General features: G+C 58.3%; 9 protein-coding genes. 4 read left to right on the top strand and 5 right to left on the bottom strand.

Features of this window, described 5'->3' with window-relative positions; all coding sequences use genetic code 11:
* Positions 1 to 52 precede the first annotated feature (52 nt).
* Positions 53 to 1,969: an ABC-F family ATP-binding cassette domain-containing protein gene (locus I2I05_RS07800; RefSeq protein WP_196281675.1), complete on the top strand. Its 1,917-nt coding sequence runs from the start codon at positions 53 to 55 to the stop codon at positions 1,967 to 1,969.
* Between the two features lie 153 nt (positions 1,970 to 2,122).
* On the opposite strand, the gene I2I05_RS07795 is transcribed toward I2I05_RS07800, so the two are convergent.
* From I2I05_RS07795 to I2I05_RS07785, 3 genes are all read right to left on the bottom strand, one after another.
* Positions 2,123 to 2,977, bottom strand: coding sequence for a hypothetical protein (locus tag I2I05_RS07795; RefSeq protein ID WP_196281674.1), 855 nt, complete (start codon positions 2,975 to 2,977; stop codon positions 2,123 to 2,125).
* A 77-nt stretch (positions 2,978 to 3,054) separates the two neighbouring features.
* A complete protein-coding gene (locus I2I05_RS07790) occupies positions 3,055 to 3,402 on the bottom strand; it encodes a DUF952 domain-containing protein (protein WP_196281673.1) in 348 nt (115 codons plus the stop codon).
* Between the two features lie 167 nt (positions 3,403 to 3,569).
* On the bottom strand, positions 3,570 to 3,956 hold the full coding sequence (locus I2I05_RS07785; RefSeq protein WP_196281672.1) for a hypothetical protein: 387 nt from the start codon (positions 3,954 to 3,956) through the stop codon (positions 3,570 to 3,572).
* Between the two features lie 151 nt (positions 3,957 to 4,107).
* On the opposite strand from I2I05_RS07785, the gene hppD reads away from it, so the two are divergent.
* The 3 genes from hppD to I2I05_RS07770 all read left to right on the top strand — a co-directional run bounded on the left by hppD (position 4,108) and on the right by I2I05_RS07770 (position 8,319).
* Entirely contained in the window at positions 4,108 to 5,241 is a 1,134-nt protein-coding gene (hppD, locus tag I2I05_RS07780; protein ID WP_196281671.1) for a 4-hydroxyphenylpyruvate dioxygenase, read from the top strand.
* A gap of 91 nt (positions 5,242 to 5,332) precedes the next feature.
* Positions 5,333 to 7,069 (top strand): phospho-sugar mutase, encoded by a 1,737-nt coding sequence (locus I2I05_RS07775; RefSeq protein WP_196281670.1) that lies wholly within the window; start codon positions 5,333 to 5,335, stop codon positions 7,067 to 7,069.
* Between the two features lie 116 nt (positions 7,070 to 7,185).
* Positions 7,186 to 8,319 (top strand): porin family protein, encoded by a 1,134-nt coding sequence (locus tag I2I05_RS07770; protein ID WP_196281669.1) that lies wholly within the window; start codon positions 7,186 to 7,188, stop codon positions 8,317 to 8,319.
* 170 nt (positions 8,320 to 8,489) lie between these two features.
* On the opposite strand, the gene I2I05_RS07765 is transcribed toward I2I05_RS07770, so the two are convergent.
* Together I2I05_RS07765 and I2I05_RS07760 are read right to left on the bottom strand one after the other, a co-directional pair.
* On the bottom strand, positions 8,490 to 10,598 hold the full coding sequence (locus tag I2I05_RS07765; protein ID WP_196281668.1) for a hypothetical protein: 2,109 nt from the start codon (positions 10,596 to 10,598) through the stop codon (positions 8,490 to 8,492).
* Positions 10,599 to 10,753: 155 nt separating this feature from the next.
* A complete protein-coding gene (locus I2I05_RS07760) occupies positions 10,754 to 12,445 on the bottom strand; it encodes an ABC1 kinase family protein (protein ID WP_196281667.1) in 1,692 nt (563 codons plus the stop codon).
* Positions 12,446 to 12,448: the final 3 nt, after the last annotated feature.

Raw genomic sequence — 12,448 nt, 5'->3', positions numbered from 1 at the left:
AAAATACTGTAGCCATCCAACCCCGCCCGCCCCGGCCGTACCTTTGCGGCCTATGAATCTGTTATCCGCCGAGAACATCTCGAAGAATTACGCCGACCGCTGGCTGTTTAAAGACCTCAACTTCGGCCTGCAACAAGGGCAGCGCGTGGCCTTTGTGGGCATCAACGGCACGGGCAAAACCACGCTCATGCGCGTGCTGGCCGGCCTCGAAATCCCCGACACCGGCTTGGTGAGTGTGCGCAAAGGCATCCGCGTGACGTATCTGGGCCAGCAGCCCGTGTTCGACGAAAGCCTGAGCGTGGAAGAAACCATCTTCGCCAGCCAGAACGACACGCTCAAGGCCATCCAGGAGTACGAGCACGTGGTGAACGACCCCGACCACAAATCCGACGACCTGCAGCGCGTGCTTGAGCGCATGGACGCCCTCAACGCCTGGGACTACGAAGCCCAGGTGCAGCAAATCCTCGGCCGCCTCGGTATCCTCGGCGAGTTGCTGACCCGCAACGTTAGCCAGCTCTCGGGTGGGCAGCGCAAGCGCGTGGCCCTGGCCCGCGTCCTCATCGAAGAGCCCGATGTGCTGCTGCTTGACGAGCCCACCAACCACTTGGATTTGAGCACCATCGAGTGGCTCGAGAACCGGTTGTCCTCTCCCACCCTCACGCTGTTGATGGTGACCCACGACCGGTACTTCCTCGACAAAGTGGCCAATGAGATTGTGGAGCTCGACAAGGGCCAGATGTACCGCTACCAGGGCAACTACGCCTATTTCGTGGAGAAAAAGGCCGACCGCGAAATGCGCGAAACCGTGGAAGTGGAAAAAGCCCGCCAGCTCTTCAAAAAGGAGCTCGACTGGATGCGCCGCATGCCCCAGGCCCGCGGCACCAAGCAAAAAGCCCGCATCGACGCCTTCTACGTGACCAAGGAAAAGGCCAGCACCAACCTCAACAAGCAGCAGATTGAGCTGAGCGTGAAAACCACCCGCCAGGGCGGCAAAATCATCGAAGCCGACCACCTGAACAAGAAATTCGGCGACAACGTGGTGCTCGACGATTTCAGCTACGTGTTCAAAAAGAAGGACCGGATTGGCCTCGTCGGCCCCAACGGCGCGGGCAAATCCACGCTGCTCAACATGCTCACGGGCAAGCTGCAGCCCGATTCCGGCACCATCGACGTGGGCACCAACACCGTGTTCGGCTACTACACCCAGACCGAGCTGGAATTCGACCCCTCGCAGCGCGTCATCGACATCGTGAAGGAAGTGGCTGAAGTGGTGGAACTGGCCAACGGCGACGTGCTCACCGCCAGCCAGTTTCTGAACCTGTTCCTGTTCCCGCCGGCCCAGCAATACACGCTGGTGAGCAAGCTGAGCGGCGGCGAAAAGCGGCGCCTACAGCTGCTGCGCGTCCTCATCAAAAACCCCAACTTCCTCATTCTTGACGAGCCAACCAACGACCTAGACCTGGCCACGCTCAACATCCTAGAAGACTTCCTGCTGCACTTCACGGGCTGCCTGCTCATCGTCAGCCACGACCGGTACTTCCTCGACCACCTCGCTGAGCACCTCTTCGTGCTGGAGCCCGGCGGGGCCGTCCTCAACTTCCCCGGCAACTACACCGACTACCGCGAATACTTGGAAGAGCGCGAAGCCGAAGCTGCCATCGAAGCTGAAGAAAAAGCCGCCAAAGCCGCCCGCGCCGCCGCCAAGCTCATTGCGCCCGTGGCCGTGAGCACCGCCGTAGCCCCGTCGCCAGCCAAGCGCCGCGCCACTTTTGCGGAGAAAAAGGAGTACGAGCAGCTTGAAAAAGCCATGGCGACTTTGGAAACCGAGAAGCAGGAAATCACCTCCAAACTGAACGGCGGCGCCGGCAGTCCGCAGGATTTCGCGGCCTGGGGCGCCCGATTACAGGCCCTCGAAAAAGAGTTGGCCGAAAAAGAGGAGCGGTGGTTGGAACTAGCTGACTTAGGCTAAGTATTCGACTTATCGATTTGATATAAAAAAGGTCCCTGCAATATTACTGCAGGGACCTTTTTTAGTTTAGAACCAAGATTTCACCTGTTCTCCCGACAACCATAGTTCAGAGTAAATTTGTTCTAACTACCAAAAAGGCTTCGCAGGATTGAACTACCGTCGCGTACGCACTTGCACAAACTCCAGCGGCACCGCGCTGCTGCCCACCGGGGCACTTACCACCAAGCCATCGGCCGCATCGTAGCGCGGAAAGTAGAGGTAGCCTTTCACTTGGTAGCCCGGCGCCAGCGTCACTTTGCGCAAGGCATACTCTTGTAGGTTGGCGGCGCGCTGCTGCATCACGTCGGCCGTTACGGCGTGGCCGATTTTGGCGGCCGTTGAAATGGCGCTGTAGGTCACGGCCGCGTCGTGAATGGCGGCCCGGCTTTGGTATTGGGCCGTGGTTTCCCGCTTGCCGATGCTGGCCACGTCGGTGGCCAAGCTGGCGGCGCCCAACGCTATGCCCAGCCAGTCGATGCGCGCGGCTTTGGCGGCTTCTTTCTCGGCTCGTTCACTTAGAGCACGAATTTCTGGCTCTGGGTCAAATGCAGCTACTGCACTGGGAGGCAAGGGTGGCAGCGGCAGGGCCATGCTGGCGGCAGCTTCGGCGGCGGTCACTTGCGTACCCGGCAGGGGCTTGGGACGCTTCCTTTTCTGGCCGGGCGCGGGTTCTGACACCGACAAGCGGCTTGCCTGGTATTTGAAATCGGCGGGGTCAACCACCAAGGAGCGTTTGGTGGGGTTGTAGTATTCGGCCTCAAATACCACTCGTGTCGGCTCGTAGCACACAAAGCGGAGGCGCACTTCCACGCTGTCGCCCACGGCCAGGGCCTGTTCTTGTCCTTCGGTAAATTGCTGGGTTGGCCGGGCTGGTTTCAGGCCCAACTCATAAGTGGGCGCACAGCCAGCTGTGGCGACCAGCCCCGCCAGGGCCAGCAAATGCACGGGACGCAGGTAAAAAGGCAGCATACGACCAGGGGGATGGGAAGGTGCTTCTAGCGGGAAGATGCATCTGGCGGCGCCAGGGTTGCATGCCTGGCTACACGTTATGCAATATCACTCGGCAGCAGGAATTTACCATCTTCTTGGGCCTTGAAAGGCCATACCCGGCGCACTGCCGCGAGCGGTACCGGCCCAAACACGTGGGCAAATGCTTCGCCGCGCGAGGACACCCATTCGCGTTCCACCCGCACACCCGCAGCGGCCAAAGCTTCCTCATCCCATTCCAGCAACACCAAATCGGACTTGCCGGCATAGTAGCGGTGCGCGGTTTCCAGTATCTGATGCGGCTCGGAAGAATGTAAAAAGCCATCGGCCGCGAGGTCGGCGCTGATAAAAACTCCGGTTTGCTGGGCTTGCTGCCAGTCGGCAGCTTCGGCAATGCGATAAAGCATATTGTTAGATTTTATCTGAGTAGAACTCACAAAAAGAACGTCATGCTGAGCGCAGTCGAAGCATCTCGCGTGTGGTAGTAATTCAATTGAATGAGTCACTATTGCACGCGAGATGCTTCGACTGCGCTCAGCATGACGTTCTGTTTTATTCTAAATAGGCTAGTTGCTTACGCTTTCCACAGCTCCTGCTGCACCTGCTTGCCCACGGTGAGCATGATGCGCACCGGATTGGGGATGAGCGTGATGCGGGCTTCCTTGCCAGGGTATTTCTCTGAATCGACCCAGACGCCTTCTTTGGGCGAGGGCGTGGAGCCGGGGGTGCTGGGCAGGTAGGCGGTGGGCAGCAGCACGTCGGTGTCCGATTTCAGGTCGGTATGCACTTTGTCGAGCGCCGTTTCCAGGAATTCGCCGTATTCATCGTTGAAATCGTCCTCCAAATCGTGCAGGGCCTCTTCCACGTCGTCGTAGCGCGCGTCGTCGTACTTGAGGGTGTGCAGCTCGGCTTTTTTCTCAATCAGGGCCACTAGGGCGAGGTTTAGTTCTTCGGTATTCATGGGGCGCTAAGGCAGATGATTGGGCACAAAAATGGGAATGAAATGCTAAACACTCGCCGTTTCTGATTCGCATTTGTACGGCAACGGCTGATTTATATCCGAACCCGTAATTTTACCGCCTCACCCCCACCCTTACTTTCCCCTTCCGTCCATGCATACCATGACCTCGCCCGAAGTGCTGGCCCAGCCCGCCCAGGACTTCCTCCCGCTCAAAGGCACCGACTTCGTCGAATTCTACGTCGGCAATGCCAAGCAGTCGGCCTACTACTACCAGGCGGCCTTCGGCTACGAGCTGGTGGCCTACGCCGGCCCCGAAACCGGCCTGCGCGACCGCGCCAGCTACGTGCTGCAGCAAGGCAAAATCCGGCTGGTGCTCACGACCTCTCTCCTGCCCGATTCTGACATTACGCGCCACGTGGCCCAGCACGGCGACGGCGTGAAGGTGATGGCCCTGTGGGTAGACGACGCCCGCAAGTCCTTCGAGGAAACCACCAAACGCGGCGCCCGCGTGGCCTTCGAGCCATATACCATTGAGGATGAGCACGGCTCCGTGACGCTGGCCGGCATCTACACCTACGGCGAGAGCGTGCACACCTTCGTGGAGCGCACCAACTATACCGGCCCGTTCATGCCCGGTTTCGTGGCCAAAAGCAGCACCATTCAGCAGGGCAACCCGGTGGGCTTGCTGCACGTCGACCACTGCGTGGGCAACGTAGGCTGGGGCGAAATGAATACCTGGGTGAAGTTTTACGAGGACGTGATGGGCTTCAAGCTCCTGCTCACCTTCGACGATGAAGACATCAGCACCGAATATTCGGCCCTCATGTCGAAGGTCGTTTCCAACGGCAACGGCTACGTGAAATTCCCCATCAACGAGCCCGCCGAAGGCAAGAAAAAGTCGCAGATTGAGGAGTATCTCGACTTTTATCACTCGCCCGGCGTGCAGCACATTGCCATTGCCACCAACGACATCCGCAGCACCGTCACCGAGCTGCGCCGCCGCGGCGTGGAGTTCCTGAGCGTGCCCGGCACGTACTACGACGACCTGCTCGACCGCATCGGCGCCATCGACGAGGATTTGGCTTCAATCAAGGAGCTAAACTTGCTCGTGGACCGCGACGAAGAAGGTTATTTGCTCCAGATTTTCACCAAGCCCGTGGAAGACCGGCCCACGGTTTTCTACGAAATCATTCAGCGCAAAGGCGCCAAAAGCTTCGGCAAAGGCAACTTCAAGGCCTTGTTTGAAAGCATTGAGCGCGAGCAGGCCCTGCGCGGGAATTTGTAAGCACTGCAAAAGGAACGCGCCGTAGCTGTTTCATGCCACAAACTTCTTTTCTTTACACCCGTTCTTTCTTTCTCCCGAAACCCTCCTTTCTATGCCCCTCGCTCCCACCATCCAGCAAACCATCGACACTTGGCTCACGCCCGACTACGACGCCCAAACCCAACTTGCCATTCGCGAAATGGTGGCCAACGGCCACGAAGAGGCTCTTACTGACGCGTTCTACCGCACCCTCGAATTTGGAACGGGCGGCCTGCGCGGCGTCATGGGGCCGGGCTCCAACCGGATGAACCGCTACACGCTGGGCATGGCCACGCAGGGCTTGTGTAATTATCTAATTCAGAGTTTCCCGGGTCAGGAAATCAAGGTTGCCATAGCGCACGACAGCCGGAACAACAGCGCCGAATTTGCACAAATTGCTGCCGGTATTTTTTCGGCCAATGGCATTATTGTCTATTTGTTTGACGCGTTGCGTCCCACGCCCGAACTGTCGTTTACCATCCGCGAGTTGGGCTGCCAAAGCGGCTGTGTGATAACAGCTTCGCACAACCCCAAGGAGTACAACGGCTACAAGGTATACTGGAACGACGGGGCACAAGTGGTGGCGCCGCACGACAAAAACATTATTGCCGAAGTCACTAAAATCACCAGCGTTGGCGACGTAAAATTTGACGCTGACCGCTCGAAAATAATCAGCATCGGCCGCGACCTCGACGCCCGCTATTTTGCCCGTGCCGAGCAGCTCAGCATCGACCCCGCCGCCATCAAGCGCCAGCACGATTTGAAGATTGTGTATACGCCCATTCACGGCTCGGGCATTACGCTCGTGCCGGGCTTGCTAGAGGCGTTTGGCTTCACAAATGTGAGCATTGTGGACGCCCAGGCCACGCCCGATGGCAATTTCCCCACCGTGCAGTCGCCCAACCCGGAGGAGCAAAGCGCCATGCAACTGGCCCTCGACCAAGCCCAGGCCCAAGACGCCGACATTGTGCTGGCTACCGACCCCGACGCCGACCGTGTGGGCGTGGGCGTGAAAAATGACAAGGGCGAATGGGTGCTGCTCAACGGCAACCAAACCGCTGCCCTGCTTACCTACTACCTGCTGTCGGCGCGGCACCGCGCGGGCCAGGCCACGTCACGGGACTTCATCGTGTACACCATCGTTACGAGCGAAATCCTGGGCGACATTGCCCGCGGCCACAACGTGAAGAGCTACCAAACGCTTACCGGCTTCAAGTACATCGCCGGCCTCATCCGCGACCTCGAGGGCAAGGAAACATACATCGGCGGCGGCGAGGAAAGTTACGGCTTCCTCATCGGGGATTTTGTGCGGGACAAGGACGCTGTATCGGCCTGCGCGCTGGTGGCCGAAATGGCCGCCGTGGCCAAAGACCAGGGCCGCACGCTCTACCAGGAAATGGTGCAGATGTACGCCCAATACGGCCTCTACGTGGAAGACCTGATTTCGCTCACCAAAAAAGGCCAGCGTGGCGCCGAGGAAATTCAGGAGATGATGGCCGAGCTACGGGCCAACCCGCCCGCCACCATCGCCGGTCTGAAAGTGGTGGAAATCCGGGACTACAAAACCGGCCGCATTCACGACCTGCGCACTGGCCTCGCCACCGACACCGGCCTGGAAAGCTCCAACGTCCTCCAATTCATCACCGAAGACGGCAGCAAAATATCGGCCCGCCCCAGCGGCACCGAACCCAAAATCAAGTTCTATTTCAGCGTAAAGCAGCCCCTGAAATCAGCGGTTGATTTTGATTTGGCTACGGGGCTGGCGCAAGAGAAAATCCAGGCCATCATTGCGGATATGAAGCTTCAGTAATTACTCGTAAAGTTGCCAAGAGGCCCTGCGTTGTATTTCAGAAATACAACGCAGGGCCTCTTTTTTTGCGCTTAACTTCGTCCCAATTTGCTTATCAACCAATTGTTCTTCTTTGCATGAAACTACCAGTACTTTTTTCCATATTGTTCCTGAATGCCGGGGCAGCCCTGGCCCAGAATACTCAGCCGGATTATTTGGTTAAAGCCAACGGCGATACTTTGCGCGGCCGTATTCAGCTGATTGGCAGCGGGGCCAGCACAGTCCGTTTACTTCGGGCAGGCCAACCGGCCGTGGATATCAATGCCAGCGAAGCCCGCAGCTATGGCAGTGCGGCGGGCGTGGGCGGCGTGAGCAAGCAAATAGTTGCCCACGGCGCGCCACGGTTTTTGTCCCCCCTCGTGACAGGCTACATGAGTGCTTACACCGGGCAGAACGACGAAAAGGAGCTTCGCTTCTATCTCCAACCAAAGGATTCAACCCACGCAGTAGAAATTTCTCCTGTTACGGCGCAGCTTAGCTACGCGCAGCTGTTGGTGGACTGTCCGCAGTTTGAGTTTGGCTCGAATAAAATTCAAAGTCAGTACCCTTACACCGCCACGGGCGTTTCGGCTTTGGTAGTGGCCTACAACCAATGCCGCTTCCCGCAACAGGCTACCCAGCAGATAAAGCGCGACATGGGCCTGCGCACCACTTTCGGGCTGAAAGCTGGTGTGAATACATCCGATTTCAGCCTGGCTTCGGAGGACTACCGGAGTTCACACACAAATGCAATTGGATTTCAGGCCGGCGCAATGCTCAATGTGGCCACGCGCACAAACTTCTCGGTGCAAGTTGAGGCCGTATATGTGAAGCTACAAAGCCTCTACAGCGGCGATTATAACTCGTATAATTCCGGCATTGTGCCTACTTCACTCACTGCGAGAATGAGCTTTTCACAGGTGCAAGTGCCCTTATTGATTCGGTACACGGTAGGCCATGGCAAGTTGCGCCCGTTTCTGAACGCTGGCCCGAGCCTTGCCCGCAACTTCAACAATTCTTCGGTGTTCAGCGTCCCGTTTACGCTCACAACGTCACGCGAAATCCCCATCGAATTAGACGCGCTAAGCATCGGTTTTGCTGGTGGAATTGGCCTGAACATTCAGCGCCTCAGCGCTGAGCTTCGCTACGACCGCATGATTGACAACCGCGAATTCTATACGTATACTCCCAAGCACACCTCTTTCCGTTTCGATGTAGGTATTCGCCTGTAGGGCCACTAATCAGCAAAATCGATTATTGCAACCTGCTGTCTATGCCCGATTCCAGATATATTCTTCGGCTATTAACAGTTTAAAATTTGAAAAAGACCCGCAGAATTTCCTGTGAAATCTATTCGGCCGGAAATTTAGAATTGTAGGATTACACCAAATGACTGCTGATATTACAACCGCACGCCAATGCCCGGCCCGAGCAAATAGAACCACTTGCCCGCGCCCAACAACCGTCCGCCTCCCAGGTACAGCGGAAACGTGAACTTGGCATCGCGCCGCGTGGGGTACACCGAACCCAGAATTACAATACCCAAGTCGCGTTCGCTAGTGCTGCTCTGGCTTAGGTTGAAGGCGTTGAGGGCCACGAAACCGGCCCCAATCTTATATGGACGCAGGCGGTTGATTTTATCCGGGCTGTAGAAGCTGAGCTGCGCCAGCGTGGCCAGCGAAATACCACCAAAGTCGCCGTAGCCCTCCTGGCCCTCCCGCCGGGTGAGCAGGCCAGCCGGAAAGCTCACGTCAATATCGAATTTGTAACGGCGCTTTAGTACCACTTCTACCGTTTGGGTGTGGCCGGGCTCGGCGTACTGGCTGGCCTGGTGGCGCACGGTTACCACAATGCGGCTCCAGTCGTCGAGGTCGTACGATTTGCGGCCCAGCAGCGAGTTGATGCTGATGGGGTCGGTACGGCATTGCTTGTCGGCGTAAAAAGCCGTTCGCAGCGAATTCTCGCCGGGGCAAATGACGACGTTGTCGATGTTTCGCAGCTCAATCAGCTCGCCTTTGCTATTGAGGGTTCGCACCTCGAAACTCAGATACTGCTTGCCGAATAGCTGCTCGCCTTGGTCGATGCCGTTGGGGTTGAACTGAAACACCACGTCGCGAATAGTGCCATCGTGCAGCAAAGGCCCGTCGATGCGGGTGAGCGGCCGCGACGCTTCGCCATACACCACCGATACGAAACTGAGCGGATGCGGCCGTTGAAACTCTTTGATGGTAAGCGAATACCCCGTGGGCTGCCCCAGGTTATAGATAATGCTTTTCCGTTTGGCGAAGCTCACCGGCACCTGCACCCGATACACCAGCCGGGCATCGGTCCGCACGGTGGAATCGGAAGGAATAATGGGCAAATCTTCGAAGGACAAACGCGCTTTTTGCAGGCCTTCGCCCTCCAGGCGCACGTCCACAATTTCGCCGGGGCTCACGCTCAACGACGATGTCCATTCGCCGCCGCGGTGCAGCACCTGCACGCTGCGCACCACGGTTTGGGGCGTGATGTCGAGGTTGGTCACGTAGCGGGCCACATCGTTTTCCTTGATGTAGAGGTAGCCTTCGGTCTGGCGGTGGGTGTTGTACGGGCGCAGGTAGCACAGCACCCGGTCGTTGCTCAGGTACTGGCGCGTGAAGACTTCGGCAATAAGGGCGCCGCCGGCCTCTTCCTGGTCCTCAATGCGGTAGGTGCGGTGCAGCTCAAAGCTGCGGCCGTTATCAAGAATCAGCTCCACGCCCCGGCGACGGCTGGCATCGTCCATGGTCACGCTGCGCTTGTCGGGCGACAAAAACCGCAGGCGGCTGCCTTTCACGCTGAATTCTTGACGCAGCACCGGCAGCTGGTAGCTCAGCCGCCCGCTGGGCAGCAAGGTGGGCCGCTCGGTTTGCGCCTTCACGAGCAGGGTGCGGCTGCCCAGCTGGTTGGGCAGCACATGCAGCCGGAGCGCGCCGTTGGCCTCGCTCACCAAGCGGTAGTCGAAGTCGGCGCCGCGCACCCATTCGCCGGAAGCATGCACGTTCCGGGCATTCGAGCTGGTCAATTCAAACACCTTTTCTTCGCCCACAAACAGTTCGTTTTCCGCAACGCGCAATCCCAGCGATGTGCGGGCCAGCGGCAGCAGCGGCACCACTTGCCAGCGGGGCGCTCGGCCCACCGAGTCCGACGCCTGCTCCACCACCAAACGCAGGAAACCGCCCGCGGTCAGGTTTTTGAATTTCAACCGGGTACGAAAGCCGCCATCTTCTTCGCGGGTCAGCGAGTCGAGTTGCAGAAAATCGGCGTTGCGGCGCAGGCGCAAGGGTTGTGCGCCGGCATTGCTGGCCGGGTACAGCCGCAGTTCCACGGCTTCATCGTCGCGCCGGTACCAGAAGTACTGCGTAGGCTCCCCCTGCACGTCCACCTTGTTTCGGCTCAGCAGGTAAGTGGCGGTATCGGTGCGCAGGCTGACTTCGCGCAGGATGGGCGAGCCGGCCGATGCACTCTGTGCCGTTGCCAAACGAGGAATCATTCCCAACGCAATGCTCGCAACGGCTAGGACTATTCGGAAGCGTAACAAAAATGACATTCGCATTGAGCAGGGCAGACACAAGGCCCCTCGCTGCAAAGGTCGGGGCGCATAAGCTCGACTGCAATGCTTGGACGCTAAATTATTGGTAGGCTTTGCTACCCCCTCTCCTTGTCGCGGCGGCCGGTGCCCAGCAGCAACAGCACCAGCAACAAAAAGCCGGTGGCGCCCAAGCTCCACCACGTTATCTCGGGCACGCCGCGCCAGTAGGGCATATCAGCCGAGTAACGTCCCATCAGCGAAAGCCCCGAAAATATCAGGCCGCCCACACTCAGCAGGGCCAGAATGGTGCGGCTCACTAGTTGGTCGGCTTTGCGCAGGAGCAGGTTGTAGCCCACCAGCTCAAATTTGAGCCGCAGCTCGCCCTTGCTGATTTTGCGCACAATTTGGCGCACATCTGAAGGCAGCGTTTGCAGCAAAGCCAACAGTTGCGTGCCGGTATACTCGGCCTCCAAGAGCAGGTTTTGCCGCGAGTATTGCTCGCGAATAATCTTGGCTCCGTACGGGCGCACAAACTCAAACGTGTTGAAATTCGGGTGCAGCACCTTGCCAATGCCTTCCAAAATCACCAGCGCCCGCAGGATGAGGAATACCGCGCCCGGCACTTGCAGCTTGTAGTTGTAGATAACGGTCTGGAGCGCGTCCGCGAGGTCGCTCATGCTCATTTCCTTCACGTCGAGCGTGGCAAAATCCTCAATCAACTGGCTCAGGTCCGACTCGAACATCCGCATATCCGGGATTTCCGCCGTGAGGGCGAGGCGCCGGAAATTGAGCGCCATGTTGCGGGCATCCTGCCGGGCCATGCCGATGAAAACGCCCGCAAAAGCGTATTTCTGCTGCTTGGTGAGCCGGCCCACCATCCCAAAGTCGATGAGTACCACCGTGCCATCGGGCTGCACCAGCACGTTGCCAGGGTGCGGGTCGGCGTGGAAAATCCCGAACTCAAATATTTGCGTCAGGTAGATGTCCATGCCCGTTTCGGCCACCGTTTCGGGGCTCAGGCCCCACTCTAGCAATTGGGTCTTGTCGGTGATTTTGCAGCCGCTCACGAACTCAATTACCAGAATCCGCTCGGTGCTCAGTTCCCGGAAAGGCTTCGGGATATAGAACGTAGTGTAGTCTTCGTAGAGCTTGCGAAACTGCTCCATCGAGCGGGCTTCGGCAGTGTAATCCAGCTCTTTGCTCATGCTGCGCTCAAACGCATCCACAATGTCCTGCGGATTGGCAAGGCCCTGCTTTTGCAGGAAGCCGGCCGTGAGGCGTACCAGTTCGTGCAGCAAGGCCAGGTCGGAGCGCACTTTTTCGCGTACGCCGGGGCGCTGCACCTTCACTACTACTTCCTCGCCGGTGAGCAGCCGCGCCCGGTGCACCTGGCCGATGCTGGCCGAGCCCAGCGTGGTATCGTCAAACTCGCTGAAAACCTCCGAAATGGGCTGGCCCAACTCCTGCTCAATAATCTGCCGCGCAATCACCACATCAAACGGCGGCACGTTGCTTTGCAGCTTCTCAAACTCGTCAATCAGGGCCTGGGGAAGCAAGTCGGCTCGGTTGCTCATGGCCTGCGCCAGCTTGATAAACGTGGGGCCCAGCTCTTCAATAATGAGGCGAACCCGCTCCCAGCGCGTGGTCTCGAACACCTGGCGGTCGGCCCGTTGCCAGTTCAGGCGGCGCGCCTGGCTCACCAGGCGGCGCAGGGGCGTGGTAGTCACCACATCCTCAAAGCCGTAGCGCAGCAATACCTCAGCTACTTGCCGAATGCGGGTGAGGTTGGAAATCGTGTTTTTAAACATCGA

It is taken from the genome of Hymenobacter jeongseonensis, from assembly GCF_015694725.1.
Lineage (GTDB): Bacteria > Bacteroidota > Bacteroidia > Cytophagales > Hymenobacteraceae > Hymenobacter > Hymenobacter jeongseonensis.
The sequence above is the reverse complement of the archived record's forward strand: the minus strand, read 5'-3'. Positions and strand labels throughout refer to the sequence as shown.